Below are 26,448 nucleotides of genomic sequence, written 5' to 3' on the forward strand. Positions count from 1 at the left end.
GGGGTGTGGGTGATGTCATGTCGTCCGTGCCGTGTGAGGTGTGCGGTGGGTGGGGGAGTGGGGGCTCAGCCGTCGGAGTCGCTCTTGCCCTGCTCGGCGAAGTCGGCGGCGAAGGCGGCGAAGTCCGCGGTGCGCCAGTGCTGCGGGCGCATGCGGAAGGTGATGTCGCCCTGGAGCTGGTGCGCCGTCGCCTTGAGGTAGGCACGCGCTTCCTCGGGGTCCAGATAGCGGTGGGCCATGGCCTCGCGCATCTCGGGGTCGGCCGGGTCGGTGACCGAGGTGACGGGCCCTTCGACGCTGACGTACCGGTAGGGGCGGTTGTCGTCCTGGGCGCAGAGGCTGAAGCGGCCCGCCTCCAGCAGGAGCTTGGTCTTCACCATCTCCCGGCCGGTCTGGACCACGACGTCCCCTCCGGGCTCGTAGTGGTACCAGACCGGCACCAGCAGCGGGGCGCGCTCGCCCCGGGGGTCGGTGACGCCCAGCACGCCGACGCGCGGCTCGGCGAGGAAACGTTCACGTTCGTGGTGCGGCATCTTGGGCAGCATGAAACGGCTCCCTATATCTGTCGTAAATCGCCCATAATCAAGAGGTTTTGCGGGACTTAACGCCAATAGTCAGGCTATGGCTGGCGGTTCGGCTGAACGAGACTGGACGGTTCTCTTCCGTCTGTCAATCACCAACATCATTTCCGGTCAGCCGACCGGTTGTGGTTACGCCCGGTTCGGCGGGAAGCAGGAAGGACGCGACGAGCGTGATCGCGAGCAGCCCGGCTTCCGCGCCCAAGGTGATCTCCATGGCCCGGGACCAGTCGAGGCGGGCCGGCGTCCCGGAGGCGTCGGCCCCCGTCGCGTCCGAGACCCGGCCGGCGAGCGCGGAGAAGAGGACCGTGCCCAGCACCGCGCTGCCCAGCGCGCTGCCGAACTGCTGCACCGCCGTCAGCGTCCCGGCGGCCGACCCTGTCTCGTGCGGCTCCACGGTCCCCAGCACCGTCTCGAAGAACGGGCCCATCACCAGCCCCAACCCCAGCCCCACGACCGCCAGTGCGGGCGCGCCCTGCCACACCGTGACGTGCGCGCCCGCCCAGCGCAGCGCGCAGGCGAACGCCCCGGCACCCAGTGCCATCACCACGACGCCGGTCCGCACCAGCGCGCGCCCGTACCGGCTCAGCAGCCCCGCGCCGTCCAGCACCTGCACCACCACGAAGCCGACGACCGTACCGGCGGACCAGGGCAGCACGGCCAGCCCCGCCTTCAGCGGCGAAGCGCCCAGCCCCGACTGGAAGTAGAGGCTGAGCGCCAGCGAGAACCCCGCCACCGCGGCGAACAGCGCCGCGCCGGTCACCAACCCGCCCGAAAAGGCCCTCTTGCGGAACAGCCCCGGCACCACCAACGGGTCACCGCCACCGCGCGACACACGGTCCTCGTACCAGCCGAAGACCCCGAACAGGGCCACTCCGGCCGTCATCGACACGAAGGCCCACACCGGCCACCCCAGTTCGCGTCCCTGGACCAGCGGGAAGACGACCGCCAGCGCGGCGGCCGAGGCCAGCGCGGCACCCACCAGATCCAGCCTGGTCCTCGCCGTGGGGCCCGACGCGGGCAGGAACCGCCACCCGCCGAGGAACGCGAGCCCCCCGAGCGGCAGGTTGACGAGGAAGACCATGCGCCAGCCCGCCCCGAACCAGTCGGCGCCCACCAGCCAGCCGGCCAGCACCGGACCGCCCACATAGGACAATCCCATCACGGGCCCGTACATCCCCAGCGCCTTGCCGAGCTCCCGGCCGTGGAACATCTCCTTGATCATGCCGAGCCCCTGCGGGATCATCACCGCCCCGAACAGCCCCTGGAGCCCGCGCGCCCCGATCAGGAACCCCGGCGACACGGCCGCCGCGCACAGCAGCGAGGCGACGGTGAATCCCGCCGTGCCGATCAGGAACGTCCGGCGGCGCCCCACGACGTCCCCCAGCCGCCCGCCCGTGATCAGCCCGACGGCCATGGCGAGCGCGTAGGCGGCCGCCAGCCACTGGGTGACGCCGGCCCCACCGCCCAGCTCGGCCCGGACCGACGGCGCCGCGATGGTGGCCACCAGCGAGTCGAGCATGTCCATCGCCTCTCCGGCGAGGATCACCCACAGCGCCGCCCAGCGCCACCGGTAGGGCAGCGGCGTGGGGGAGGCGGACAGGACCGCGTCATCGGCGCGGGGGAAGTCGGACATGGAAAGGATCTTTCCCAGAAGATCGGGAAGCGAGTCCGACGCGGCGACGGTTGGCGGGAAAACGAGCCCGCCCGTGGCCGCGTGAGAAGCGCGGCACGCTGGGTATGCACGGCGGGACGAACTCTCGTCGCGCCGCAGCGAGCAGGAGGAAAACCACGTTGGACCGTACGACCACCACAGCCGCCGCCCCCACCCCCACGTGGCGCGTCTTCGCCATGATGGACGCGGACGGGGACGGCGTCATCTCGGCGCACGACTACCTCTCCCGCATCGACCGAGTGGTCCAGGCGACGGGGCGCACGGAGGACGACCCGCTCGTCGCCACCGCCCGCGCGAAGGGCCTCAAGGCCTGGGAGGTGATGGACGCCGACGGGGACGGCCGGCTGACCTTCGACGAATACGACGCGTGGGTGGACGGCGACAAGTTCGACAACGTCTGCCAGTTCGCGCTCGGCTCGCTGTTCGACCTCGTCGACGCCGACGGGGACGGCGCCCTGGACCGGCCCGAGTTCACCACCCTGCGCACCGCGCTCAACAACCCGCCCGGCAACGCCGAGGCCGCGTTCGACGCGCTCGACACCGACGGCGACGGGCGGATCGCCCGCGCCGCGTACCTGGCGGCGATCCGCGCCTATGTCGTCGGCGACGACTCCCCGATGGGCGCCGCCCTGTACTGACACGGGAGCTCCGGCCGTCCCGGGCATCATCCACCCCGGTTGACCCTCCCCTACGTCAGGCCCGAGGCTGGGCGCTGACGAAAGGGCAGGTGGATGAGTTACTCCGTGGGACAGGTCGCGGCTTTCGCCGGGGTGACGGTGCGGACGTTGCACCATTACGACAAGGCGGGGCTGCTCTCGCCCAGCGAGCGCAGCCACGCCGGGTACCGGCTCTACGGGGACGCCGACCTCGCCCGGCTGCAGCAGATCCTGTTCTACCGCGAGCTCGGCTTCTCCCTCGACGAGATCGCCGCGATCCTCGAGGACCCGCAGGCCAACGCCCTGGAGCAGTTGCGGGCCCGGCAGCGGCGGCTCGGGGAGGAGATCGAGAGGCTGCGGCGGCTGGCCGAGGTGGCGGAGCGGGCCATCGAGGTGCAGCAGACCGGGGTCGCCCTGACCCCCGAGGAGCGCTTCGAGGTCTTCGGCGAGATCACCTTCGATCTGAGCTACGCCACACAGGCGGAGCTGAAGTGGGCCCACTCGGACGGCCGGCGCGAGGCGATGGCGCGCGCCGCCGCCCACACCAAGGAGGACTGGCGGCGGCTCATGGGCGAGGCCGCCGCCTGGCGCGCGGAGCTGCTCGCGGCCTTCGACGAGGGGGAGCCCAGCGACGGCGAGCGGGCCATGGACCTCGCCGAGGAGCACCGGCTGCACATCTCGCGCTGGTTCACCTCCTGCCCCGCCGACATGCACCGGCGCATCGCGGACGACTTCGTCACCGAGCCGCGCGCCTTCGCCCTGGTCGTACCGCCGTCACAGCAGCGTCCCGGGCTGGCCGCCTACGTGGGCAGGGCGGTCCACGCCAACGCGGCCCGTCACGACGGCGGCCGTACCCACTCCCTCTCCGAGGAGCACTCATGAGGATCCTGATCGCTGCGGCCGGATCGCGCGGCGACGTCGCCCCCTACACCGGTCTGGGCGCCGAGCTGCGCCGGGCCGGGCACGACGTCACGATTGCCGCCACCGCCGCCTACGCCCACCTCGTACACGCCGCCGGGCTGGAATTCCGCGGCCTCCCCGCCGACACGCGGGGGCGCGGCGCCGGTACGGGCAGACGTGAGCTGATGCGCACGGCCGCCGCGTTCGTCACCGAACTGGGCCGGGGGTTCGCCGACGCGGTGGACGACGACACGGACCTGCTGCTGCTCTCCGCCACCACGGCCCCCCTCGGCTGGCACCTCACCGAGGCCACCGGCATCCCGAGCCTCGGCGTCTACCTCCAGCCCACCGCGCCGACCGGCGACTTCCCGCCCGCCGTCACCGGCACCCGCTCACTGGGCCGCCTCGCCAATCGCGCGGCGGGACGCTTCGCCCTCCACATGGTCGACCGCCTCTACGAGCAGGCGGCCGGCGAACTGCGCGACCGGCTGCGGCTGCCGCCCCTGTCCCCCTCCGCCATGCGCCGCCGGCAGGAACAGGCCGACTGGCCCGTCCTGCACGGCTTCAGCACGGCCCTGGTGCCGCGCCCCGCCGACTGGCGGCCCGGGCTGAAGGTCGTGGGGACCTGGTGGCCCCACCACGAGCCCGCCGAACCGCTGCCCGCCGAGCTGGAGGACTTCCTCGGCGCCGGGCCCCGGCCCGTCCTCATCGGCTTCGGGTCCATGGCGGGCGGGGACGGGGAACGGCTCAGCGAGATCGCCGTGCGCGCCCTGCGCCGTGCCGGGCTGCGCGGCATCCTCCAGTCCGGCAGCGCCGGCCTCGCAGCCGACGGCGACGACGTCCTGACCATCGGGGACGTACCGCACGCCCCGCTGTTCCCACGGCTGGCCGCCGTGGTCCACCACGCCGGGGCCGGCACCTCGGCGGCCGCGCTGCGCGCCGGGGTCCCGGCGGTCACCGTGCCCGTCACCGGTGACCAGCCGTTCTGGGCCGGACGGCTCGCCGCGCTCGGCGCCGCCACCGATCCGATCCCCTTCCCGGCCCTCACCGCCGAACGGCTCGCGGACGCGCTCCATCGGGCGGTGAACGATCGGACGTACGCCGAAGCCGCGAGCGCGGCCGCGCGGCACATGGCTACCGAGGACGGAGCCGGGCAGGCCCTCAAGGCGATCGAGGAGCTGACGGGGGCCGGGTGACGTCGTCTGCGGGTGCGTCGTGGCTGGTCGCGCCCACGCGGCGGTAGCCGCATATCGACACAGCCCCGCGCCCCTTCGGGGCGCCCCGCTCAGCCGGCGCCCCGCTCAGCCGATGGCCCACTCCGCGAGGGCCGCCGCCGTCGCGTTGGCCGAGCGGCCGCTGGTGGTGAACTCCCGGTCGACGACACGGCGGAGTTCCGCCGCGTCCTCGACCGCGTCCTCGATCCGGCCGTCGTCCCAGCCGCGCGCGGCGAGGCGCGCGCGACGGTCGGCGTCGGAGCAGTCGAGCCGTGCCCAGGCGGCGGCCTCCGGGACGGCCGCCGAGGCGGCCGACGCAGCGCGCCGCCATTCGCCCGGTGCCAGTGGGCACATGACCAGCACGGGCCGGTCGCCGCGCAGCAGCAGGGCGACGATCTCCACCCACAGCTTGTTGTAACCGGGCCACACCCGGCTCGCCGCCGAGTATCTGACGTCCACGCCCAGCAGTTCGCCGATGGGTTCGATCAGCTCGTCGAAGTCGACGGCGACCAGCGGATACGCCGTCAGGTGCGCGATCAGCGTGGACTTCCCGGCGCCCGGGGCGCCGGTCAGGAGGCGGAGCGTCGGCATGCCGGGCATCGTATGCCCGGCATGCCCGCTCCGGCAGCGTCAATCCCCGCCCACCGCCGCGATCCACGTGCGGTACATCCGGCTGAACGGCCCCGACGCGTCGATGAGCCGAGCCGGCGGCCCGTCCTCCACGATGCGGCCGGCGTCCATGACGAGGACACGGTCGGCGGCCAGGACCGTCGACAGGCGATGGGCGATGATGAGGGCCGTGCGGTCGGCGAGCACCTTGGCCATGGCGGCCTGCACGGCGCGTTCGGTGGGGATGTCCAGGCTGGACGTGGCCTCGTCCAGCAGCAGCACCGTGGGGTCGGCCAGGAAGGCGCGGGTGAGGGCCACCATCTGGCGCTGGCCAGCCGACAGCCGGCTGCCGCGCTTGCTGACGTCCGTGTCGTAGCCGTCGGGCAGCGCCTCGATGAACGCGTGGGCGCCGACCGCGGCCGCCGCCGCGCGGATGTCGGCGTCGCTCGCGTCGGGCCGGGCCAGCGCGACGTTCTCCGCGACCGTGCCGCTGAACAGGAAGTTCTCCTGGGTCAGCAGCGTCACCTCGCGGCGCAGGTCGCCCTCGGCGAGGTCCCGCAGGTCCACCCCGTCCAGCAGCACCGCGCCGGCCGTCGGGTCGTAGAACCGGGCGAGGAGCTTGGCCAGGGTGGACTTCCCCGCGCCCGTCTCCCCGACGAGCGCGACGGTCTGCCCGGCGGGGACGGTCAGGTCCAGGCGCGGCAGGACGAGCCGGCCCGTCGGGGTGTAGCGGAACTCCACGGCCCGGAGCCGGAGCCGGCCGCGGCCCGGGCGGTCGGCGTCGAGGGTGGCGGGGGCGGCCGGTTCGGGCACGGAGGACCGCACGGCCAGGAAGCCGGAGATCTTCTCCAGGGCCGCGGCGGCCGCCGCGTACTTGTTGGTGAACGTCGCGAGCTCGTCCAGCGGGTCGTAGAACTTGCGGAGGTAGAGGACGAACGCGGTCAGCACGCCGAGCTGGAGGGTGTCGTTCGCCACCCGCCAGCTGCCGATCGCGAGCACCAGGGCCAGGCAGACGTTGCCCACCAGCCGGACGCCCGCCGTGTAGCGGGCCACCACGTGGAGGGCGTCGGTGTGGGCGTCGCGGAAGTCGTCGTTGAGCCGGTTCATCCGGTCGGCCGCGCGGGCTTCGGCGCGGAAGGCCTGGACGGCCCTGATGCCGCCCAGCGTCTCGCCCAGCTCCACGAGGATCTCCGCGACGGTGTTGCGGGCCCGGCGGTACGCCTGCCGCGACCGCTCGCGGAACCAGCGGGTCATCAGGACGAGGGGGACGGACGTCCCGAGGACCACCAGGGCCAGCGGCAGGTCCAGCCACAGCAGCAGGACGGCGATGCCGCCCACCGACAGCAGCGAGGTCAGCAGGCCGTCCAGGCTCGTCTCCACCAGGTCGCGCACCGCGTCGACGTCCGAGGTGAGCCGGGAGACGACGCGACCGGAGGTGTAGGCGTCGTGGAAGGCCACCGGCAGCCGCTGCGCGTGCTCGAAGATGCGGGTGCGCAGGTCCAGCAGGACGGCCTGGCCGACGCTGCCGCTCAGCCGGAAGAAGCCGTAGCGCGCCCCGGCGGCGACCAGGGCGCACGCGGTGAAGCCGGCCACGCACCACACGAGCGCGCCGGACCGCCCCGCGACCGCCTCCGGTACCCCGACGTCGATGGCGCGCGCGATCAGCAGGGGCCCGGCCAGTTGGCCGAGGTTCTCGGCCACGAGGGCGGCCAGCGCCAGCAGGGACCGGCGCAGCCAGGGGCGCAGCAGCGAGCCGAGCAGCTTCCGCGAACGGGCGTGGACGCGCGCCTGGGTGGCCTTGTCGAGGACGGGGGCGTCCTCGGCGGAGAGAGCGCCGGTGAAGTCCGGGGCCTGTTCGTCCGGCTTGGCGTACGTGGTGTCGCTCACGGGGTCACCGCCTCACTGTCCAGTCGCGGGCCGGCCCCTGCCGTTCGCTCCGCGCCGGGCTCGCCAGGGGTCGCCATCAGGGTGCGGTAGTGCGGGCAGGAGTCCAGGAGCTCCTGATGGGTGCCGACGGCCAGGACGCGGCCGTCGGCCAGGACGGCGACGCGGTCGGCCATGCGCGCGGTGTTCGGCCGGTGCGCCACCACGAGCGCGGTGGCGTCGCGCAGCACCTCGCGCAGCGCCCGTTCCACCTCCGCCTCGGTGTGGAGGTCGAGTGCGGAGAGCGGGTCGTCGAGCACCAGCAGGGCGGGCCGGGGCAGCACCGCGCGGGCGAGGGCCAGCCGTTGCCGCTGTCCGCCCGACAGCGACATGCCGCGCTCGCCGATGCGGGTGCCGGGCCCGTGGGGGCGGAGCGCGTCGACGAAGCCCTCGGCGCCGGCCACCCGCAGCGCCGCGCGGATGTCCGCGTCGGAGGCGGCGGGGACGCCGAGGGCGACGTTCTCGCGCACGGAGGCGGAGGAGAGCAGCGCGTCCTCGAACGCGCAGCCCATCATCGCCCGCAGCTCGGCCAGGGGGATGTCCCGGACGTCCACGCCGTCGACGGTGACGCGGCCCGCGGTGACGTCCGCGAGCCGGGGGACCAGGGAGGCCAGGGTGGTCTTGCCGGACCCGGTGGCGCCGACGAGCGCCATCGTCTCGCCGGGGCGCACCTCCAGATCGACGCCGCGCAACAGCGGGCGCGGCTGGTCCGGGTACTGGAAGTGGACGTCCTCGAAACGCAGCCGGCCCCGCGCGGGGCGGGCCGGGGAGACGGGCCGGGCGGGGTCGGTGACCGTCGGCGGGCAGTCCCTGATCTCCCAGTAGCGGTCGCAGGCCGCGGCGGCCGTGCTCGTCTCCGACAGCGCCCAGCCGATGCACTCGGTGGGCCAGCGGAGATAGGTGCTGATCGTGATCGCGGCGACGAGCTGACCCAGCGTCAGCCTGCCGTCGGCGATGCCCCAGCCGCCCACCGCGAGCTGGCCGGCGATGCCCAGTTCGGGCAGGATGAGCAGGCCGGTCGACAGCCCGCCGAGGATGCGGACGATGCGCAGCTCGGTCGACCGCAGCCGGCGGGCCTGGGCCACGAACTGCCGGGTGCGCTCGCCGGACCGTCCGAACGCCCTGATGACGCGGGTGCCGAGCATCGTCTCCTCGACGATGGTGGTGAGGTCCCCGGACTGGTCCTGCGCCCGGCGGGCGACCTTTTTGTAGCTCGTCTCGTAGAAGTACGTGATCAGCAGCAGCGGCGCCGCGCTGATCAGCCCGACCAGGGCGAGTTCGGGCGCGATGGTGAACAGGATGCCCAGACCCACCACCAGGGTGAGGGAGTTGACGACAAGGAAGACCGCCGCGAAGGCCAGGTACTTGCGGAGCGTCACCAGGTCGTTGACCGCGCGGGACATCAATTGGCCGGACTGCCAACGGTCGTGGAAGGCGACGGGCAGTCGCAGCAGATGGGCGAAGAGGTCGGCCCGCATCCGGGACTCCACCAGCGCGGTGGGGCGGGCGATGAGCTTGCGGCGGGCCCACAACAGGCCGGCCTCCGCCGTGCCGAGCACGGCCACGAGGGCGATCAGCCAGGGCAGCCGGCCGAAGTCGCCGGAGCCGAGCGGGCCGTCGATGACGCGCTGCACCACCAGGGGAATGCCGAGCCCGCACAGCAGGGCTCCGAATGTGGCGCCGGCCGCCCCGGTGACGGGGAGCCATACCGGCCGTAAATACGGGCCGAGTCGGCGGAGTACGGCGAGAGAGGAAGCGTTCGTCGGGATCGGGGCGCCCTCGACGTTCAATGCGCACACCTCGCAATGACGGGTCGAATGGCCGGGCTTCACCGTTGCCCGGCAGGCCGACCATGTTATCCTGAACCGAATTCGACAGGGCATCACCACACGCAGAGATTCACCACACGCGGAGAAATCGGGGACCTGCCGTGCCTGAGAATGCTGTGCCCGCTAAATACCCCGCCCAGCCGATGGAAATTACATCGGACGAAACCTACGCGAAACTCCGGAACGACCTGGAATTCTGGGAGCCCTGGGGCCGGCGGGCGCTGGCCGCGGTCGGCCTCCCCGCCCCGGGGGCCTTACGGGTCCCGGGGGAGAGCACCAACCCCGTCCTGATCGCCGACACCGGCGCGGTCGTCAAGCTCTACGGCGAGCACTGGTGCGGCCCCGAGAACTACGCCTCGGAAGCCGAGGCCTACGAGGTGCTGGCAGGCCAAGGGCTGCCGGTCCCACCGCTGTTGGGGCGCGGCGAGCTGTTCCCCGGCGGCGACGGCTGGCCGTGGCCGTACCTGGTGATGGCCGCGGCCCCCGGGGCGACGTGGCGGGAGGCGACGGCGCGCGCGGACCGGCCGACGCAACTGGCGCTGGCCCGGCGGTTCGGCGCGGTACTGCGCCGGCTGCATTCCGTTCCGCTGACCGGCACGGGAGCGCTGCGACCGGATTCCCCGGTCTTCGCCGAACTGCTCGAGGAACGCCGCACGGCCACCGTCGAGGACCACCGGGAATGGGGTTACCTCTCCCCACGACTGCTCGACGCGGTCGATGACTTCCTGCCCCCCGTCGACGCACTGCTCGACGGCGTCGAACCCGTATTCGTGCACGGCGATCTGCATGGCACCAACCTTTTCGTCGATGCGGGGAACGCGTCGGTGACCGGTCTGATCGATTTCACCGACGTATACGCGGGCGACCCCCGGTACAGCCTCGTCCAATTGCACCTCAACGCATTCCGCGCCGACCGCGGACTGCTCGCCGCGGTGCTCGAAGGGGCGGAATGGCAGGTGACCGACACCTTCGCCGAGGACATGCTCCGGTTCACCTTCCTCCACGACTTCGACGTCCTGGAGGAAGTGCCCCTCGATCTCTCCGGTGTCGACGACATCGGGGAGCTGGCCCGGCTCCTGTGGGACGTACGGTAGCGGAAACGGAAGCCCTCCGTCGGGCGTGCGGCAGTCATGAGCGTAGCCGTCATGAGCGCGCCCGGCGGAACCGCGACGCGTCCTCGATCATCTCCTCCAGGCCCGGGCGCGCCGGCTTCCAGCCCAGCTCCCGGCGGACGCGCTCACCGGAGGCGACGAGAACGGCCGGGTCCCCCGGGCGCCGGGCCGCCGACCGGGTGGGGACGCGCCGGCCGGTGACCCGGGCCACCGCGTCGAGGACCTCCCGCACCGAAAAGCCCCTGCCGTTGCCGAGGTTGTAGTTGCGGTGCTCGCCCGGGACGGCGCCGGCCAGTGCGGCCAGGTGCGCGTCGGCGATGTCCGCGACATGGATGAAGTCGCGGACACAGGTGCCGTCGGGGGTCGGGTAGTCGTCGCCGAACACCGCGAACTCCCGGCCCGCGCCCTCGCCCAGTGCGGCGTCCAGGGCCAGCGGGATGATGTGCGTCTCCGGCTCGTGCCGCTCGCCCGACTCGCCCAGCGCGCCGGCCACGTTGAAGTAGCGCAGGCTCACGGAGGCCAGACCGTGGGCCCGGGCGTACGCCTCCAGCGCCAGGTCGACGGCGAGCTTCGACGCGCCGTACGGGTTGGTGGGCACGGTGGGCGCGCTCTCCTCGATCGGTACCCGCTCCGGCTGGCCGTAGACCGCGGCCGTGGAGGAGAAGACGAGCCGGCCGACCCCCGCGCTCAGCACCGCGTCCAGCAGGGTCAGGCTCTCCACCGTGTTGTTGCGCCAGAACCGCTCCGGGTGGCGCACCGAGTCGTCGATGAGGGCCCGCGCGGCGAGGTGCAGCACCGCGTCGAACGGGCCCAGGTCGCCGGTCAGCACGTCCAGCGCCCGGGCCATCGTGCCCCGTACGAGCTCGGCGCCGCGCGGGACGGCGTCGGCGAACCCGGTGGACAGGTCGTCCAGAACGACGACCCGGTGCCCCTCCTCGAGGAGCCGGCGCGTCACCACACTGCCGATGAAGCCGGCACCGCCGGTCACCAGGATCTTCACGCGCGACCGCCTTTCGACGACGTGAGCAAGAGGCCGACAGCCGTTCGTAAATCGGCCGCGACAAGGTCGGCCACAGTGTTTTCCCTCGGTTTTCCCGGGCCCTGGAGAAGAACGGTTCCGGTGCCCGCCGCCCGGCCCGCCAAAACGTCCGACTCGGAGTCGCCGATCATCACGGAATCCGCCGGATCGATGTCCCGGAAATCCCGCATGGCCGCCTTGAGAAGCCCGGGCAGCGGTTTACGGCAGCCGCATTCGCCCACCTCGTGCGGGCAGACGTAAACGGCGTCCAGGAATGCCCCGTGCCCGCGCAGCAGAGTGGCGAGCCGCGCATGCACGGCCGCCAGATCCGCGCTGGTCATGAGGCCTCTGGCCACGCCCCGCTGATTGGTCACGAGCACCACGCGCCGTCCGCCCGCGTTCAGTTCGCGCACGGCCTCGGCGGCGCCCGGCAGCAGGACCAGCTCCGCGGGACACCTGATGTACCGGCCGTCGGGCGGCTTCACATTCAAGGTGCCGTCCCGGTCCAGAAAGAAAGTGCGCACTTCTGCCTGACCCGCTTTCACTGTTATGGTCTTTTCGGCTCCCCGAGGGGGCCGGAATGGAGGCAATGCGAGAATGGGCACCGCCGATCGAGCACGACTCCGTATTCTTTTCGTCTCGGCGAACGAGACGGCGCCATGGGGCCCCAGTGAGACGAACTGGGCGCTGGCCGCGCGGAACTGGACGGAGCGGGGCGCCGAGGTCCACGCGAGCGTCAAGGGCTGGGACGAGGTCCCCGCCGAGCTGGCCGCCGCCGAGCGGGCCGGGGTCGTCGTCCACCGCCGCTGGGAGCAGCCCCCCTACGACCTGCGCCCCGTCCACCAACTCCCCTGGTCCGAAAACCAGTCGAGCACCCTGGACAAGGTCCGCCCCGACCTCGTCGTCGTGTCCCAGGGCGACAACTACGAGGGCCTCGGCTGGATGGAGGAGTGCCGGACGCGCGGCTACCCGTACGTCGCCTACTCCAACTCCGCCGCCGACTTCGAATGGCCGGCGGACGACGTGGCGCAGCGACTGGCCGTGGCCTATCGCGCGGCCCGCGCGTCGTTCTTCGTGTCCGAGGCCAACCGGGAGATCACCGAGCGCCAGGTCGGCACACGCCTGCCCAACGCCCGGGTGGTCCGCTGCCACTTCAAGGTCGACTACGACGCGGCCCCGCCCTGGCCCGGGGACGCCGAGCCGCTGCGGCTGGCCTGCCCGGCCCGGCTCGACCCCATCAGCAAGGGCCAGGACGTGCTCTTCGAGGTCCTCGCCCGCCCCAAGTGGCGCGAACGCCCCCTGACCGTCTCCCTGTTCGGCTCCGGGAGCCACGCCTGGGTGCTGCGCTCGCTGCGCGACCGGTTCGCCCTCGACAACGTCGAGTTCGCCGGGTACACCACGGACGTCGAGGCGATCTGGCGCGAGCACCACGGCCTGGTCCTGTGCTCGCGGGCCGAGGGGCTGCCCACCGTGATCATCGAGGCGATGCTCTGCGGCCGGCCCGCGATCGTCAGCGACGTGGCGGGCAATGCCGAACTCCTCGAGGACGGGGTCACCGGCTTCGTCGCGGCCGCCCCGGCCGCCGCCTGCCTCGACGAGGCGCTCGAACGGGCCTGGCAGGCGCGCGGCGAGTGGCAGGAGATGGGCCGCCGCGCGGCCGTGGCCGTCCGCAAGCAGATCCCGCCGGACCCCATCACGGTCCTCGTGGACCAGCTCGCGGAACTCGCCGCCTGACCCCGCCGTCCCCGGGCGCCCGGCGCCCGGGGACGGACGCCGGCCCGGCCGGGGCAGACGCCGCCGCCGGGCCATCACACCCCCCTCAGCGTCTCGGCCGCCCGCTCCGGCTCCAGCGGCGTGAAGTACATCCCGCTGCCCAGCTCCCCCGCCGCGATGTACCGGGGCGTCCCCGGAGCCCGCCAGACCACGTTGATCTCCAGATACAGATGCGCCCACGGCCACTCCCCGCCGTCGGCGGGACGCTGGTGGACCCACAGCAGATACGGCGCCGGGCGCCCGAACAGCGCGTCCACGCCGCCGAGGACCCTCGTCAGGAGCGCGGCCAGCTCCCGCCGCCCGGCCGCGCCCGCGCCCGGCAGGTCCGGCAGATGGACGCGCGGCGCCAGCCGCAGCGCGTACGGGAACAGCGGCGCCTCGGGAACCCACGCCCGCCAGCCGCCCTCCTCCGCCACCACCAGCTCCTTCGCCGGACCCTCGCACAGCGCGCAGCGGCCCAGCGCGCGGCTGCGCTCCAGCTGTGTCGCGGGGGCGGGCGGCACACCGGGCAGGCCGAACGCCTGCCCGTGCGGATGGTCCACGGTCGCGCCCGCGTCGGCACCCCGGTTCTCGAAGAGCAGCACGTAACCCACATCGGGCCGCGCGCCGAGCTCCTCCGTGCACTCGCTCCACAACTCCACGGCGTGCTCCGCCTGTTGGAGCCCCATTGTCGCCCAGGAGGCGCCGTGCTCGGGCGCGTACAGCAGCACCTCGCACCGGCCCCCGTCCAGCGCGGGCCAGCGGTTGGGGAACCGCCGCACCCGGTACTCCTCCGGCGCCTCCAGCCCGCCCGGGCAGAACGGGCAGTCCGCGCTCCGCGCGCGGGGCCGGGCCTGGCGGCGGCCGTCGACCGCCACCGTGAGGCCGGTCAGCGGATCCGTGCGCAGCTCAGCCACCCGTGCCGCCCTCCCCTCCCTCCCCGCGCTCAGCCGTCGGCACGGATCGCCACGCGGATCACGTCCGGGCCGGGCTGGTCGGCGAGCCGGAACGCCTTGTCCGCCTCCGACAGCCCCAGCACGTGGGTGATGACCCGGTCGGTGCGCACGGCACCGTCCGCGAGCAGGTCCGCCGCCCGGCGCATGAAACGGCCCGGCCCCATCACGCCGATCGTCGACATCAGCTTCAGCGGCCACTGCGCGGCCGGCATCTCGACCCGCTTGCCGACCTTGTAGCCGATCAGCCCGACCCGGCCACCGGGCCGTACCAGCTCGGCGGCGAGCCGGATCGCCTCCGGCTCGCCGCAGGCGTCCAGCACGACGTCCGGCAGCCCGGCGGGCCCCACGTCCTCGATCCACCGCGCGACCTCCTCGGCGTCCGACAGCGCGGTCCGCGCGCCGAGGGATCCGGCCACGGAGGCGCGCCGTTCGATCGGGTCGACGGCGAGGACGACCCGGCCGCCGGACGCCCGGGCCGCCTGGAGGACGTTCAGGCCGATGCCGCCGCACCCCAGCACGGCGACGGTCTCCCCGGCCTCCAGCCGCACCCGGTCCAGCGCGTGGAGGGCCACGGCCAGCGGTTCCGTCTGCGTGGCCGCCAGCAGGTCGGTGCCCGGCGGGAGCCGCACCAGGTTCGTCGCGGGCACGGCGATGAACTCGGCGCAGCCGCCCGGGTCGGTGAAGCCGAACTCGCGCAGCTCCGGGCACATCACCACCTGCCCCGCGCGGCACCACGAGCAGTGTCCGCAGGTCAGCGCGATGTCCCCGGCCACGATGTCCCCGGGGGACACCAGGGGGCTCCGGGTCTCGGCGACCGTGCCGCTCCACTCGTGGCCGGGTACGGCCGGTAACGCGGCGCCGTGCCACACGTCGTTGTACAGGGAGACGTCGCTGCCGCAGATCGCGTTGTAGGCGACGCGGACCAGGGCCCACCCCTCGGGGAGCACCGGGTCGGGGACGGTCCCGACGGACAGGTCGCGGGGGCCGTTGAGCACTGCTGCACGCATGGGAGACCTCTCAGCCCTGGTGGGAGTGGGGGGTGCTGCCGCTGTTGTCACGCAGGGACTGGGTGACGAAGTGGAAGATCATGCTGTGCATGGCCTCGGCCATGCCGACGTCCTTGGTGGGGGCGTTGACCTCCGTGTCCGCCAGGTCGCGCAGGATGCCTCCGGTGCCCGCGGTCACCGCGATCACCCGCAGCCCCGCCTCCTTGGCCCACCGGGCCGCGGCCACCACGTTGGGGCTGGTGCCCGAGCAGCTGATCACCAGCAGCCGGTCGCCGGGGCGCGCCATCAGCCGCAACGGCTCGACGAACACCCTCTCGTACCCGCAGTCGTTGGCGTAGGCGGTGAGCATGGACAGGTTGTCGGTCAGGGCGATCGCGCGCAGCGGCGGGTTCTGCTCGGCGGAGGTGCCCTTGAGGAGATCCTGGGCGAGGTGGGAGGCGGCCGAGGCGCTGCCGCCGTTGCCCGCCAGGTAGACCGTGGCCCCGTCGCGCCGTACCTCGTCGAGTTCGCTGATCAGTCGGTGGACCTGGTCGCCCATGGCCTCGAGGAGGGGGCCCGCGGTGTCCAGGTACTCGTCCCACGGGCCACGGGCCGGACGGCCGGCGGCGGTGGAGTCCTGCGTCATCTCTGCGTACCTGCAATCGTGTCGGGGAGCGCCGGGGTGCGGGGGACACCACGGTCGTTGAGGGGTCAGCGGACGAAGTCCTCTTCGACGTCGTGGTCGACGTATCCGGTGCCGCGCAGGTCGCCGGTCTCGCCGTCCCACTCGCTCCAGTCGGCCATGTAGGTCGGCCCGTACCCGAAGGCGGCCAGGAGGCGGTCGCCGGGGGTGCGCTTGCGGCGGGTGCCGTGCATCAGCGCCTCGTTGAGGATCAGCAGGTCGCCGGCGCCGACGAAGACGTCGGTGAGCGTCGGGAAGCCCTCGTCGATCAGCGAGGCGCGCTCGCCGCGCTCGGCGCGGTGGCGCAGCAGGGGGTAGTTGGCCTTGTGCGAGCCCTGGATGTAGCAGAACGAGCCGTCCTCGGGGGAGCGGATGTCGCTGAGGTAGACCAGGGCCTTCACGTAGGGGCAGAACAGTTTGCCGTCGTGGTAGGTGTGGGTGATCGACAGGTCGCGGCCCACGGTACCGCCGTCGAGGTCGAGGAGTTCGGAGTTGCCGCCGTGGAGATAGAGCACGCTGTCCCGGCCGCGCCGCAGCGCGTAGCCCTCCAGGACGCGCAGCGGCTGGTTGACGACCTCGCGGACCCGGCCGACGATGCGCTCGTCCCGGCCGAGCTTCGCGAAGAGCTCGCTGGTGGTGGGCAGGTCGTCGTAGCGCCGGGTGTTGGCGAAGCCGGGGTCGACGGGGTGGAGCCGGTCGAGTTCCGCGCGGAGGCCCGTGACCTCCGACGGGCCGAAGACGCCCGGCACGACCAGGAATCCGGTGGTGTCGAAGAGGTACAGCTCTTCCGGTGACAGGGCGGGCACAGGGGTTCCCTTTCCGTCAGTGCCTCGGGGGCAGGGTCACGTCCTCCTCGGCGAGGGCCTTGTCGAGGGCGCGCAGCACGGTGTCGGTGTCGTCGTCGCTCATCCGGGTGTGGAGGGGCAGGCAGATGTGCCGGGCGCACAGATCCGCCGCCACGGGGTGCTCCCCGGGCGGGAACCGGCCCTCGAACACCGGCTGGGCGTCCAGCGGCATCTCGTAGATCTCGCCGCCCAGCTGCACCCCGGCGTCCCGCATCCGCTCCCGCAGCCGCTGCCGGTCCACACCGGGGTCCAGCACGACGACGTACTTGTACCAGCTCGCGGGGGAGTGCCCGGGCAGCAGCGGGCGGACGCCGCGCATCCCGGCCAGGCCGTCGGTGTAGCGCCGGGCGAGCCGGTCGCGGACGGCCAGGAACTCGTCGAGGCGGCGGAGCTGGGTGCGGCCGACGGCGGCGTGGAGCTCGCTCATCCGCGCGTTCTCGCCGAGCACGGTGTGGATGCTGCGCCAGGGTTCGGGCTTGCCCAGGTTGCGGTACAGGCGGACGAGCCGGGCGAGTCCGTCGTCGTCGGTGGTGACCATGCCGCCCTCGGCGGACGTGATGACCTTGGTGGCGAAGAAGGAGAACGCCCCGGCCGCGCCGAACGTCCCGGCGTGGCGCCCGTCCAGGCGGCTGCCGTGGGCGTGGGCGCAGTCCTCGAACAGCCACAGGCCGCGCCGGGCGCACCAGTCGGCGATGTCCTCGAGGTCCGGGGTGACGATGCCGCCCATGTGGACGATCAGGACGCCCGTGGTGGCGTCGGTGACGGCCTGCTCCAGCTCGCGGACGCCGGGCGCGAGCGTGGCGGCGTCCACGTCGGTCAGTCGTACCCGCAGCCCGGCGAGCAGGGGCGCGGCGGCCGTGGAGTAGAAGGAGTTGGCCGGTACGAGCACCTCGCCGCCGGCGGTCTCGCCGGCCAGCGCGCGCAGCCCGCAGACCAGGGCGGCCGTGCCGGAGGCGACGGCGACCGCGTGCCGGGCACCGGTGTAGGCCGCCATCTCCCGTTCGAAGGCCTCGACCTGCGCGCCCTGGGTGAGCTGCCCGGTCTCCAGGCCGGTGCGCACGGCGGCGAGCACCTCGGCGATGTCCTCGGCCGAGAAGTCGGGCTTGACGGGGACCACCCGCGGATCGGTCATCGGCCGCCCACCTCCGCCGTGCCGCTGCGGTCCGTGCGGTGCTCCAGCTCCATGCGCAGCCCCTCGTCGATGGTGATCCTGGGGGCCCAGCCGAGCTGGGCGCGGGCCTTGGCGGTGGAGACGAAGCGCTGGGAGTAGACGAGCTCACCGCGCCGGGTGGGCTCCTCGCGGTAGGTGATGGGCACCCCGCCGAACAGCGCGGAGACCCGCTCGGCGAGCTCCCCGGTGGTGATGATCTCTGGCCCCTCCAGGTTGTAGACCTGGCCCGCGGCTATGGGCGCCGTGGCACGGTGGAAGGCGTCGGCGAGGTCGTGGACGTGGAGGAACGCACGGCGCTCGGAGCCGTCGCCGAAGACGGTCAGCTCCCGGCCCTCCGCCGCCGCGCGCAGGAACGCGGAGACGACGAGACCGGGCCACATGCCGGGGCCGTAGATGGGGCTGTAGCGCAGGACGGTGGACGCGAGGCCGTGCAACCGGGCGTAGTCGCGGGCCAGCAGCTCCTTGGCGATCATCGACGTGGTGTAGAAGTGGCCCGCGCCCGTGGGCAGGAACGGTTCGTCCTCGTCGATGGCCTCGATCCGCATGGCGTTGTACACCCAGCAGCTGCCCGCGAGGACGACGCGGGAGACACCGGAGGCGGCCGCCGCGTCGAGCACCACGGTGGTGCCGGTGACGTTGACGTCCATGGCGGTCACCGGGTCGGCCAGCACGGCGCGGGCGTCGGCGACGCCCGCGAGGTGCAGGACCACGTCCGGCCGCCAGGAGGCGAACAGGTCGGTCAGCTCCCGCCGCGCGGTCACGCTCAGCGCCGCGCCCGGGAAAGGATCGTCGGGCGTCCACCGCGTGTCGACGACGAGGACCTCGTGGCCCTCCTCGTGGAAGCGACGGGCCACGTGGCGGCCGATGAAGCCGGAGCCGCCGGTCACCAGAGCTCGCATCAGGTCCCCTTGGGGGTGTGGTGGGTGGTGGGGGCGGACGCCGGGCCCACTGCGCCGGCTGTCTCGGTCAGCCGGGAGTGCCATTCCGCCGCGCTGTCCACGGCGCAGCCGTCGTCCGCGTCGGGGGTGCGGTCCAGCAGCTCCAGGAACGCGCGGTCGGTGAGGTCCTCGGTGGGGTGCCGCTGCGGCAGCCGGAAGTCGCGGCGGGTGCGCTGCTCGTGCGGCATCAGCCGCCCGGCGCTGCCCAGGCAGTTGCGGCAGGCCCGCAGGGGCTCGGGCGACCGGAGGTAGGCCAGCAGCCGGTCCGCGAACCCCGGGTCGTCCGTGATCTCCAGCGCGTCCTCCCACGGGTCCGCGACGTCGTCCAGGACCCGGGGGAGGAACACGGACTGCGGGCACTTGAAGAAGTGGCCCTCGAACACGGTGTGGCAGCGCCACACGTGCGCGATCTGGCACGTCGAGTAGATCCGCCGCACCAGTCGCTCGTCTCCGGTGCCGAACTCCGAGTAGGAGTAGCGGAAGTGCGAGTAGTGGAGGAGGGTCAGGGTGACCCCGTGGTCCGTCGCGAGGTCGCGGATCCGGGCCATCTTCTCCTCGGGGATCTCCTTGCCGGGGTAGACGGAGATCTCCACCTCGTCCACCGCCGCCCAGAAGTCCTCGCGCATGCGCGGCAGCAGCACGCCGTTGGTGCACACGACGATGCGCGGCGCGATGCCGCTGGCGCGCACCGAGCCCAGGATGGGGACGAGCTCCCGGTGGAGCAGCGGCTCGCCGCCGAGGACCTTCACGAACTGGGCCCGGAAGGACTTCGCCAGCAGGGCCAGGTCGTCGGCCGCCGTCTCGGGCGCCACGAAGGACCTGGTGAAGACGGGGGAGAGGTGGCTGCACGAGGCGCAGCCGAGGTTGCAGTGGTGGGCGACGTTGAGCTCGCACCCCTCCGGGGTGACCACCCTTCCGTTCTCGATGTGATACGTCATCGGACCGCCTCGGGTTTCTGATCGGAGGCGTCCCCGGAGTCCCGCCAGGAGAAGGTCGGGTCGAAGGGGAGGGAGAAGTTGTTGGAGTAGCCGCCGAGGTAGTAGCGCAAGGTGGCCCTTCCCGTGCAGGACACCGGCTCGGCGCGGGTGCGGAGGTCCATGGCGAGCTTGTCGTCCTCGCCGATGGACTCGGCCTCGTCGTGGGCGTCGTAGACGTCCTGGAAAGGCACCTCGAGGAGCAGGTCGCGGGCCAGCAGCCACTCGCCGGTGTCGACGGAGACGACGGGATCCTCCGTGCCCGGCGGGTCGAGCCGGTCCCGCCGCACACAGCCGCCGGGGGACACGACGCCCTTGGCGCGCATCCGCGACCACTGGGCGCGGCCCTCCACCGGGTCGCGGGCCCAGGGCTCGCGCGGCTCCAGGTAGGGGCTGCCGTCGGCGTTGAGCATCCGCAGGTGGGAGTGGACGGCGCGATGGCCGGTCCGCCCGGCGCACTCCAGCAGGCTGCTGAGGTGGTCCGGTTCCCATTCGTTGTCGTCGTCGAGGAAGCCGATCCAGGGGGCGCGGCTCGCGCGGACGGCCATGTTGCGCAGCCGTGCCGAGCGTCCCGGCCCGGAGACGTCACCGGGGCCGCGCCCGGCCAGCAGCCAGCGGACATTGGCGGGCAGCGGCTCGCGGGAGCGCAGGAACGTATAGGTCTCGTGGCAGTCGTCGATCACGACGAGGTGCCGGAAGGGGGCGTCGAGGTCCTGCCGCTGGACGCTGCGCAGGGCGCGCTCCAGCAGGTGGGGTCGGTTTCGGGTGAGGGTGACGACGGTGACCAGCACGGCTGGATCGCCCTTCGCTCGGTGTGCGTTCGTGTGGCCGATGGGGGTGGTGGGAGCGGTGGTTCACAAGGGCAGGGCGACGGCCCGGGAGCCGTGCTCGGTGAAGCGGAAGCGCAGTTCCACAAGGCCCGCGCCGGTCATGGCCCGGCGCACCGCCTGCCGCCGGTCGGGGGCGCAGACCAGCAGCAGGAACCCGCCGCCGCCGGACCCCAGCAGCTTCCCGCCGGCGGCGCCGGCCGCCAGCGCCCGGTCGTGGAGGCCCTGGAGCCAGGGGCTGCTGACCCGGGTGCCGAGCCGTGATTTGAGCCGCCAGTGCTCCTCGACGAGGGGGCCGACGCCGTCGAGGTCGCCCTTGCGGAGGCAATCGGCCATGTCGTCGGCGATGCGCCGGATCGCGTGGAGGCGCTCCAGCGCGTCGCCGTTGCCCTGAAGCGTGCGGCGGTTCTGCTCGGAGAGGATGTCCCCGGCGTCGCGGCTGATGCCGGTGTAGAAGAGCAGCAGCCGCTCCTCCAGCTCGGCGCGCACGCCCGGGTCGAGGTCGAGGCGTTCGGTCTCCACCTGCCCGGAGGGGGTGAAGCGGAGCAGCCGGACGCCGCCGTGGGCCGCCATGTAGTGGTCCTGTTTGCCGACGGCCCGGCCCAGGTCCTCGATCTCGATCCGGCTCGCCGTCTCCGCGAGCGCGTCCGCGTCCGGGGCGTGGGCGTGCGGGTGGGAGGCGGCGTGGAGCACGGAGACGGCCAGGGCCGCCGAGCCGCCCAGCCCGCTGCCGCTGGGCACGTCGCCGAAGACGGTGACCTGGCGGTCGCGGAGCAGCCCCGCGCGCGTCAGGCAGGCCCGCAGCATGGGGTCGGGGTGCCGCGCCGCCTCCGCCACGGTCTCGCAGGAGTCCGCGGCGGTGCGCAGCCGGCCCCGGAACTCCCGGGGGTGGACGGTGACGCCGACGTAGCGGTCGATGGCACAGGCGATCACCAGTCCGCCGTGGCGGGCGGAGTAGCTGGGGATGTCGGTGCCGCCGCCCGCCAGGGAGATCCGCAGGGGGGCGCGGGCCGTGACGATCTCAGCCATGGGCATCGTGCCCCCGGTCGTGGCCCCCGTCGCACTCGCGGCCCCGGCGCAGCAGTTCGTCCACGGCGGCCCGCACCGCCCGGCGGGGGACGGGGGTGAGGTAGTGCTGGCCGAGGCCGAGCGGGACGCCCAGCGCGCCGAGCAGCACCATCGGCACGTCCGAGGAGGTGTGTGCCTCGTAGCCGCGCTTGTTGTCGAAGCCGATGTGGTGCATCACCGTCTCCGTGTCCAGCCCGGCGGTCAGGCAGCGGCACACGCCGACGCGTTCGATGAGCTCCTCGTGCGTGGCCACGGCGTCCGCGCCCAGCGCGCCGAGCCGGTGGGCGACGTCGGCCGCGACGGCCATGCCGAGTGCCACCGCCTCGCCGTGCTTGACGGGGACGGCCCCCGAGCCGGGCGCGGCGCTGGCGAGTTCGAGGGCGTGGCCGACGGTGTGGCCGTACTCCAGCAGCACGCCCGAGTACTTCTCATGGGGGTCCTCCAGCAGCAGCCGGCTCTTGACCGCCAGGCTCAGCTCGAAGATCTCCTCCAGGTCGGAGGCCGTGTAGTCGGCCCGGGGTCGCAGCAGCCGGCGCAGGGTGGGGATCTGGCCGGGGTCGATGGCGAGCGCGTTCTTGACGGTCTCGCAGGTGCCCGACCGCATGTCGCGCGGGGAGCCCATGGCCACCACGCCGAAGTCGACGACGATCAGCTCGGGCGGGTGGTACAGCCCCACCGTGTTCTTGGCGTGCGCGGTGTTGACGGCCTGCTTCGCGGAGATCACCGAGTCGCAGGCGGCGATGACGGTGGTGGGGACGTGGACGAGCCGGATGCCCCGGAAGAGCAGCCCGGCCAGCAGCCCGGCGATGTTGCCGGGGATGCCGCCGCCGACGGCCACCACGACGGAGCGGCGGGTGACCTTGAAGTCCAGGGAGAGGTCGATGAACCGGGAGAGCGTGGCCAGGTTCTTGTGCGCCTCGCCGGGCGGGTGGGAGAGCAGCAGGGCGGGAGCGGTCTGCTCGACGACGCCCGCGAGCTTGCTCGCGACCACGCCCTGGACGGTGTCGTCGGTGACGAACACGAAGCGGTCCGCGTCCAGTCCGGTGAGCGCCTGGGCCACGTCGTCGAGACAGTCGTGCCCGAGGAGTACCCGGACGCGCCGGTCGCCGAGGGAGAAGTGCCGTTCGGTCAGAGGCGGCGGGGAGTCGTGGGGACCATGAGGGTCGTGGGGATCGGCCTGAGAGTCGCGGGAGTCGGCCTGAGGGTCGCGGGGGTCGGCGGGGGCCGGGGGAGGGAGCTGGGAGTCCATCACCATCACCTTCGTAATGCGTCGATGCGCCGCTCGGCGATCCCGGTCGCCTCGTCCGAGAAGTCGTTGCACGCCCAGGCGCGGCCGGTGGTCTCGGCGGCCAGGGCCGTGGCCCCGGTCCCGGCGAAGGGATCGACGACGAGTTCGCCTTCGCGGGTGAGCAGGCGGATGAAGTACTCGGGCAGCGCCACCGGGAAGCGCTCGGCGTGGGCCCGTTCCCGCTCACCGGACGGATCGCCGGACGCGTCGGCGGGGCCGTGGTCGTCGGCCGCGGAGTCGCCCAGGACGAGGAAGTTGCCGTACGTCCGGGTGAGGTGGTTCTGGAAGCCGCGCACCGCTTTGACGTCCACGGGCACGTCGGGTGTCCTGGCCAGCCAGAACCACGTGCTCACACAGTCGTCGAAGCGCTCCCGGCGCCGGTCGCGCCACTCCACGTCGCTGTCCAGGAAGCCGGGGTTGTACCAGTAGAACTCCTGGAGCAGATGCCAGTCGCCGCCGGCGAGCAGGCCGGTGATCGCGGAGAAGTTCTGCACGGTGCGCACGGGGGCGTCCTTGGCCCAGCAGCAGCCCAGCTCCAGCACGAGACTGCCGTCGGGCCGGAGCACCCGGGCGATCTCCGCCACGAACGGGTCGAGCCACTTGGCGAAGCCGGGGCTGGTGGGGTCGGTGGAGGAGGCCGTGAAGGGGCCGGTGAACCAGGGGGAGGTGACCACCAGCCGGGCGGTGGCGTCGGGCAGGGTGCGCAGGAAGTCGACGGCGTCGCCCTGGGTGAGGGTGCCGCCGCCGGTCGCCGTCACCGTGCGCACGGCGGTGTCCGGCGCTGTACGGGAGTTCATGGCGTGCCCTTTCTACGTGGGGCTGCTCCATGGGGCGGGGCTGCCGGAAACGCGGATTCGCTCGGCGTCAGACGACGCCGAGCCGGGTCCGGGCCGTCTCCAGCGCCGCGGCCACGAGCTCCATGCGCTCCGGCGGGGCGAGGAACATCCAGTGCGGGAGGACGACGGCGTTCTCCCCCGCGGCCTCGGCGACGGGCAGCTCGAACCGCGCCGGGTCCAGCTCCCGGGCCCGCCGGGGATCGGTCCCGGCCCTGATCCAGCCGGAACTGAGCGGCTGGTAGAGGTCGTTGCGGTTCAGTGCCGAGTCGATGGGCTCGATATGCGCCCCCAGCTGCTGGGAGAGCAGCGCGGCGACCTTGTGCTTGGCCCCGTGGCCGAACACCTCGGGACGCAGCCGGACACAGAACTGGTAGGCGGCCTCGGCGGTCAGCGAGGCGGGCCGGACGAGGGGGTACACGCCCTCGATGTCCTTGATCAGCTCCTCCAGGCGCCGCATGGAGGCTCTGCGCCGGTCGTTCTCCTCGTCGAGCCGGCCGAGCCCGTCCAGCGCGACGGCCGCGTTGAACTCGCTCATGCAGTAGTTGTACCCCTGCACGCCGGGCAGCTCCTCCAGCTCCAGCTCGCCGGGCGGGGTGCCCGTCCGGTGCCGGCGGCCGTCGGCCCGTTTGCGGTAGAGACGGGAGTGGATCTCCGGGTCGGAGGTCACCGCGACGCCCCCCTCACCGGAGGTGAGGAGCTTGGTCTGCTGGAGGCTGAACGCAGCCGCGTCACCGAAGCTCCCCAGCCGGCGCCCGTCCCAGGTGGCGCCGTGCACGTGGGAGCAGTCCTCCAGCAGCGCGAGGCCGTGCCGGCGGGTCAGCACGCCCATGGCGTCGAGGTCCACGGCCGAGCCGTACAGATGCACCGCCATGACCACCTTGGTCCTGGGGGTGAGCGCCGCCTCGGCCGCCGCGACGGACATGCACAGGGTGTCCGGATCGACGTCGACGAGCACGGGGGTCGCGCCGACGCGCAGGACGGAGGAGGCGCAGGCCACCCAGGTGATGCCGGGGACGAGCACCTCGTCGCCGGGGCCGACGTCCAGCGCCTCCAGGGCGACGGTGAGCGCCGCCGAGCCGTTGCAGGTGGGGACCGCGTGGGCGGCGCCGAGATACTCGGCGAAGGCCCGGGCGAAGGACTCCTCGAAGGACCGCTCGCCGGTGTAGGCGCCGCTGACCGTCCAGCGGCCCGACCGCAGCGCCGCGAGCAGGCGTTCCTCGGTCTGGGGGGTGTACCTGGGCCACGCGGGCCATGAGTGGGTGTGTGTCTTCAAGCTGCCGGACCTCCGTGTTCACCGGGCCACGAGCGTGGGGAGTGGGCCGAACGCCAACGGTGTCGCGCGCACGCCGTTCCGCTGAAGCGGAACGGGATTATTGAGAAGCGTACGCATGTGCGTGTGGCAGGCGTCAACGACCAGTAGGCGGTTGGCGCATTGACTCGCCTCGGCTCCGATGGCCCTGGGACGTGCGGGAAGCTTGATTGTCCTGCGTATGGTTGAGGACGGGGACAGTTGACGCTTGTCTCAACTGTCCGCTGGGGATTGGACCTTGACCGGAATTGCGCACCGGTGCCGGTGGCCTCCGGGGGGGTGTGGCGGGCGGGGCGTCGCCTCGCGGCGCCGCCCCGCCCCGCGGCTCACCGGCCGTACTCCTCGGTCAGCCGGGCCAGCTGCCGGGGGCCGGGGATGCCGTCCGCGTCGGCCCCCGTGTCGCCGATCATCCGCTGGTAGCGGCGCACCGACTCGGTGTCGGCCTCCGTCCACTCCGGGCCCGGCCCCACCCGGTAGGCGCCGCAGCCCGCGCGCACCAGCATCTCTCCCAGGCGGGTGATGTGCTCGCCGCTGCTTCCCGGGCCGTAGGCCAGGCCGTCGATCACGACCTGGCGGGGGTCGGGGTCGGAGTCGGTGGCGGTCTCGTCCGCCGTGCGCTTTTCCTCTTGCGGTGCGGGGGCGGGGGTGGCGTCGCGGCCGGCCGGGATGTCGGACTCGTCGGCCTGCTCGCCGAAGTGGACGACGCCGGGGCGCCCCTTCCAGTCGGGGTCGGCTACGACGGCCCCCTCGGGGAACTCCGGGACGCCGTACCCGTAGACGTACGAGGACTTGCGCGGCCGGGTCTTGAGGTAGACGCCGTCGCCCTCGGCCGAGCCGGAGTCGTTGGTGTTGCCCTCGATGGTGGTGATCTCGTCGTCGGTGTAGCCGATGCAGATGCCGGTGTGGTTACCGCCGCCGGGGCCGAAGAAGACCACACTGCCGACGGCCGGGTACTCGCTCCAGCGGCCGCGCTCCTGGAACCACTCCACGCCCGCCGGGCACCACGCGTAGCGCGGCACTATGTCGCCGTTCCCGCTGCGGTCCGCGACCCAGCTCACGAACATGCCGCACCAGGCCTCTTCGTTCATGCCGTACCAGCGGCCGAACTTGTTGTCGTTGTCCCAGTGCCCGTCGGAAAAGCCCTCCTGGTATCCGATCTCTTCCCGGGCGACGCTGATGAATTCCCTGGCTCCGGCCATGGTTTATCTCTCCTGGATTCGGTGAAGGATCGCCGACACGCCCTGACCTGGGGTGACGGTCGTTGATCACCATGCCACACAAAAAATCGACGATTCATGAACG

25 protein-coding genes are annotated in these 26,448 nt (G+C 72.9%); 5 read left to right on the plus strand and 20 right to left on the minus strand.

Annotated features, from left to right (window positions below):
* Positions 1 to 65 precede the first annotated feature (65 nt).
* Together EKH77_RS27205 and EKH77_RS27210 are read right to left on the minus strand one after the other, a co-directional pair.
* Positions 66 to 545, minus strand: a complete 480-nt coding sequence (locus EKH77_RS27205; RefSeq protein ID WP_126916909.1) for a pyridoxamine 5'-phosphate oxidase family protein — start codon at positions 543 to 545, stop codon at positions 66 to 68.
* 124 nt (positions 546 to 669) lie between these two features.
* Positions 670 to 2,214, minus strand: a complete 1,545-nt coding sequence (locus tag EKH77_RS27210) for an MFS transporter (RefSeq protein WP_126916910.1) — start codon at positions 2,212 to 2,214, stop codon at positions 670 to 672.
* 158 nt (positions 2,215 to 2,372) lie between these two features.
* On the opposite strand from EKH77_RS27210, the gene EKH77_RS27215 reads away from it, so the two are divergent.
* The 3 genes from EKH77_RS27215 (at position 2,373) to EKH77_RS27225 (ending at position 5,005) form a co-directional block, all read left to right on the plus strand.
* Positions 2,373 to 2,891, plus strand: a complete 519-nt coding sequence (locus EKH77_RS27215) for an EF-hand domain-containing protein (RefSeq protein WP_240667559.1) — start codon at positions 2,373 to 2,375, stop codon at positions 2,889 to 2,891.
* 93 nt (positions 2,892 to 2,984) lie between these two features.
* Positions 2,985 to 3,791 (plus strand): MerR family transcriptional regulator, encoded by an 807-nt coding sequence (locus EKH77_RS27220; protein ID WP_126916911.1) that lies wholly within the window; start codon positions 2,985 to 2,987, stop codon positions 3,789 to 3,791.
* Positions 3,788 to 5,005, plus strand: coding sequence for a glycosyltransferase (locus EKH77_RS27225; RefSeq protein ID WP_126916912.1), 1,218 nt, complete (start codon positions 3,788 to 3,790; stop codon positions 5,003 to 5,005). The genes EKH77_RS27220 and EKH77_RS27225 overlap by 4 nt, the downstream gene beginning before the upstream one ends.
* Before the next feature lie 105 nt (positions 5,006 to 5,110).
* Here the strand turns inward: EKH77_RS27225 and EKH77_RS27230 are convergent, their stop codons facing one another.
* Genes EKH77_RS27230 through EKH77_RS27240 form a run of 3 tightly spaced genes read right to left on the minus strand, consistent with a single transcriptional unit; the run spans position 5,111 to position 9,345 of the window.
* Complete coding sequence (locus EKH77_RS27230) at positions 5,111 to 5,614, minus strand: AAA family ATPase (RefSeq protein WP_126916913.1); 504 nt, start codon at positions 5,612 to 5,614, stop codon at positions 5,111 to 5,113.
* A 39-nt stretch (positions 5,615 to 5,653) separates the two neighbouring features.
* Positions 5,654 to 7,519: an ABC transporter ATP-binding protein gene (locus tag EKH77_RS27235; RefSeq protein ID WP_126916914.1), complete on the minus strand. Its 1,866-nt coding sequence runs from the start codon at positions 7,517 to 7,519 to the stop codon at positions 5,654 to 5,656.
* The gene (locus EKH77_RS27240; RefSeq protein ID WP_240667560.1) at positions 7,516 to 9,345 is read right to left on the minus strand and encodes an ABC transporter ATP-binding protein; all 1,830 of its coding nucleotides are present in this window, start codon (positions 9,343 to 9,345) and stop codon (positions 7,516 to 7,518) included. Before EKH77_RS27240 ends, EKH77_RS27235 begins: the two co-directional genes overlap by 4 nt.
* Positions 9,346 to 9,527: 182 nt before the next feature.
* On the opposite strand from EKH77_RS27240, the gene EKH77_RS27245 reads away from it, so the two are divergent.
* A complete protein-coding gene (locus EKH77_RS27245; protein WP_126916915.1) occupies positions 9,528 to 10,478 on the plus strand; it encodes a phosphotransferase family protein in 951 nt (316 codons plus the stop codon).
* Positions 10,479 to 10,527: 49 nt separating this feature from the next.
* Here the strand turns inward: EKH77_RS27245 and galE are convergent, their stop codons facing one another.
* Positions 10,528 to 11,496 carry a UDP-glucose 4-epimerase GalE gene (galE, locus tag EKH77_RS27250; RefSeq protein WP_126916916.1) on the minus strand — a complete coding sequence of 323 codons (969 nt, stop codon included), beginning with the start codon at positions 11,494 to 11,496 and terminating at the stop codon, positions 10,528 to 10,530.
* Positions 11,493 to 12,059, minus strand: coding sequence for a D-glycero-alpha-D-manno-heptose-1,7-bisphosphate 7-phosphatase (locus tag EKH77_RS27255; RefSeq protein ID WP_126916917.1), 567 nt, complete (start codon positions 12,057 to 12,059; stop codon positions 11,493 to 11,495). Before EKH77_RS27255 ends, galE begins: the two co-directional genes overlap by 4 nt.
* A gap of 52 nt (positions 12,060 to 12,111) precedes the next feature.
* Between EKH77_RS27255 and EKH77_RS27260 the strand changes: the two genes are divergently transcribed.
* Positions 12,112 to 13,248 carry a glycosyltransferase family 4 protein gene (locus EKH77_RS27260; RefSeq protein WP_126916918.1) on the plus strand — a complete coding sequence of 379 codons (1,137 nt, stop codon included), beginning with the start codon at positions 12,112 to 12,114 and terminating at the stop codon, positions 13,246 to 13,248.
* Between the two features lie 74 nt (positions 13,249 to 13,322).
* On the opposite strand, the gene EKH77_RS27265 is transcribed toward EKH77_RS27260, so the two are convergent.
* The 13 genes from EKH77_RS27265 to EKH77_RS27325 all read right to left on the minus strand — a co-directional run bounded on the left by EKH77_RS27265 (position 13,323) and on the right by EKH77_RS27325 (position 26,345).
* Positions 13,323 to 14,183, minus strand: coding sequence for a galactose-1-phosphate uridylyltransferase (locus EKH77_RS27265; protein WP_164737875.1), 861 nt, complete (start codon positions 14,181 to 14,183; stop codon positions 13,323 to 13,325).
* Positions 14,184 to 14,212: 29 nt separating this feature from the next.
* On the minus strand, positions 14,213 to 15,229 hold the full coding sequence (locus EKH77_RS27270) for a zinc-dependent alcohol dehydrogenase (protein ID WP_126916920.1): 1,017 nt from the start codon (positions 15,227 to 15,229) through the stop codon (positions 14,213 to 14,215).
* A gap of 10 nt (positions 15,230 to 15,239) precedes the next feature.
* Positions 15,240 to 15,854 carry an SIS domain-containing protein gene (locus tag EKH77_RS27275; protein WP_126916921.1) on the minus strand — a complete coding sequence of 205 codons (615 nt, stop codon included), beginning with the start codon at positions 15,852 to 15,854 and terminating at the stop codon, positions 15,240 to 15,242.
* 65 nt (positions 15,855 to 15,919) lie between these two features.
* Positions 15,920 to 16,696 carry a phytanoyl-CoA dioxygenase family protein gene (locus tag EKH77_RS27280; protein ID WP_126916922.1) on the minus strand — a complete coding sequence of 259 codons (777 nt, stop codon included), beginning with the start codon at positions 16,694 to 16,696 and terminating at the stop codon, positions 15,920 to 15,922.
* A 16-nt stretch (positions 16,697 to 16,712) separates the two neighbouring features.
* Positions 16,713 to 17,867, minus strand: a complete 1,155-nt coding sequence (locus EKH77_RS27285) for a DegT/DnrJ/EryC1/StrS family aminotransferase (RefSeq protein WP_126916923.1) — start codon at positions 17,865 to 17,867, stop codon at positions 16,713 to 16,715.
* Entirely contained in the window at positions 17,864 to 18,805 is a 942-nt protein-coding gene (locus EKH77_RS27290) for an NAD-dependent epimerase/dehydratase family protein (RefSeq protein WP_164737876.1), read from the minus strand. The genes EKH77_RS27285 and EKH77_RS27290 overlap by 4 nt, the downstream gene beginning before the upstream one ends.
* Positions 18,805 to 19,782 (minus strand): radical SAM protein, encoded by a 978-nt coding sequence (locus EKH77_RS27295; protein WP_126916925.1) that lies wholly within the window; start codon positions 19,780 to 19,782, stop codon positions 18,805 to 18,807. Before EKH77_RS27295 ends, EKH77_RS27290 begins: the two co-directional genes overlap by 1 nt.
* Positions 19,779 to 20,609: a glycosyltransferase family 2 protein gene (locus EKH77_RS27300; RefSeq protein WP_126916926.1), complete on the minus strand. Its 831-nt coding sequence runs from the start codon at positions 20,607 to 20,609 to the stop codon at positions 19,779 to 19,781. Before EKH77_RS27300 ends, EKH77_RS27295 begins: the two co-directional genes overlap by 4 nt.
* Before the next feature lie 63 nt (positions 20,610 to 20,672).
* Entirely contained in the window at positions 20,673 to 21,674 is a 1,002-nt protein-coding gene (locus EKH77_RS27305) for a hypothetical protein (protein ID WP_164737877.1), read from the minus strand.
* Positions 21,667 to 22,962: a 2-deoxy-scyllo-inosose synthase gene (locus EKH77_RS27310; RefSeq protein WP_164737878.1), complete on the minus strand. Its 1,296-nt coding sequence runs from the start codon at positions 22,960 to 22,962 to the stop codon at positions 21,667 to 21,669. Before EKH77_RS27310 ends, EKH77_RS27305 begins: the two co-directional genes overlap by 8 nt.
* A 5-nt stretch (positions 22,963 to 22,967) precedes the next feature.
* Positions 22,968 to 23,798, minus strand: a complete 831-nt coding sequence (locus EKH77_RS27315) for a DNA methyltransferase (protein ID WP_126916929.1) — start codon at positions 23,796 to 23,798, stop codon at positions 22,968 to 22,970.
* Positions 23,799 to 23,865: 67 nt separating this feature from the next.
* Entirely contained in the window at positions 23,866 to 25,110 is a 1,245-nt protein-coding gene (locus EKH77_RS27320) for a DegT/DnrJ/EryC1/StrS family aminotransferase (protein ID WP_126916930.1), read from the minus strand.
* A 362-nt stretch (positions 25,111 to 25,472) separates the two neighbouring features.
* The gene (locus EKH77_RS27325; protein ID WP_126916931.1) at positions 25,473 to 26,345 is read right to left on the minus strand and encodes a peptidoglycan-binding protein; all 873 of its coding nucleotides are present in this window, start codon (positions 26,343 to 26,345) and stop codon (positions 25,473 to 25,475) included.
* Positions 26,346 to 26,448 lie beyond the last annotated feature (103 nt).

The organism is Streptomyces luteoverticillatus (assembly GCF_003970715.1).
Classification (GTDB): Bacteria; Actinomycetota; Actinomycetes; order Streptomycetales; family Streptomycetaceae; genus Streptomyces; species Streptomyces abikoensis.

What these genes read in the sequence shown, in the direction of transcription:
- EKH77_RS27205 (WP_126916909.1), bottom strand. Translation starts at nt 545, where the DNA reads ATGCTGCCCAAGATGCCGCACCACGAACGTGAACGTTTCCTCGCCGAG.
- EKH77_RS27210 (WP_126916910.1), bottom strand. Translation starts at nt 2,214, where the DNA reads ATGTCCGACTTCCCCCGCGCCGATGACGCGGTCCTGTCCGCCTCCCCC.
- EKH77_RS27220 (WP_126916911.1), top strand. Translation starts at nt 2,985, where the DNA reads ATGAGTTACTCCGTGGGACAGGTCGCGGCTTTCGCCGGGGTGACGGTG.
- EKH77_RS27225 (WP_126916912.1), top strand. Translation starts at nt 3,788, where the DNA reads ATGAGGATCCTGATCGCTGCGGCCGGATCGCGCGGCGACGTCGCCCCC.
- EKH77_RS27230 (WP_126916913.1), bottom strand. Translation starts at nt 5,614, where the DNA reads ATGCCGACGCTCCGCCTCCTGACCGGCGCCCCGGGCGCCGGGAAGTCC.
- EKH77_RS27245 (WP_126916915.1), top strand. Translation starts at nt 9,528, where the DNA reads ATGGAAATTACATCGGACGAAACCTACGCGAAACTCCGGAACGACCTG.
- EKH77_RS27260 (WP_126916918.1), top strand. Translation starts at nt 12,112, where the DNA reads ATGGGCACCGCCGATCGAGCACGACTCCGTATTCTTTTCGTCTCGGCG.
- EKH77_RS27270 (WP_126916920.1), bottom strand. Translation starts at nt 15,229, where the DNA reads ATGCGTGCAGCAGTGCTCAACGGCCCCCGCGACCTGTCCGTCGGGACC.
- EKH77_RS27275 (WP_126916921.1), bottom strand. Translation starts at nt 15,854, where the DNA reads ATGACGCAGGACTCCACCGCCGCCGGCCGTCCGGCCCGTGGCCCGTGG.
- EKH77_RS27285 (WP_126916923.1), bottom strand. Translation starts at nt 17,867, where the DNA reads ATGACCGATCCGCGGGTGGTCCCCGTCAAGCCCGACTTCTCGGCCGAG.
- EKH77_RS27290 (WP_164737876.1), bottom strand. Translation starts at nt 18,805, where the DNA reads ATGCGAGCTCTGGTGACCGGCGGCTCCGGCTTCATCGGCCGCCACGTG.
- EKH77_RS27295 (WP_126916925.1), bottom strand. Translation starts at nt 19,782, where the DNA reads ATGACGTATCACATCGAGAACGGAAGGGTGGTCACCCCGGAGGGGTGC.
- EKH77_RS27305 (WP_164737877.1), bottom strand. Translation starts at nt 21,674, where the DNA reads ATGGCTGAGATCGTCACGGCCCGCGCCCCCCTGCGGATCTCCCTGGCG.
- EKH77_RS27310 (WP_164737878.1), bottom strand. Translation starts at nt 22,962, where the DNA reads ATGGACTCCCAGCTCCCTCCCCCGGCCCCCGCCGACCCCCGCGACCCT.
- EKH77_RS27315 (WP_126916929.1), bottom strand. Translation starts at nt 23,798, where the DNA reads ATGAACTCCCGTACAGCGCCGGACACCGCCGTGCGCACGGTGACGGCG.
- EKH77_RS27325 (WP_126916931.1), bottom strand. Translation starts at nt 26,345, where the DNA reads ATGGCCGGAGCCAGGGAATTCATCAGCGTCGCCCGGGAAGAGATCGGA.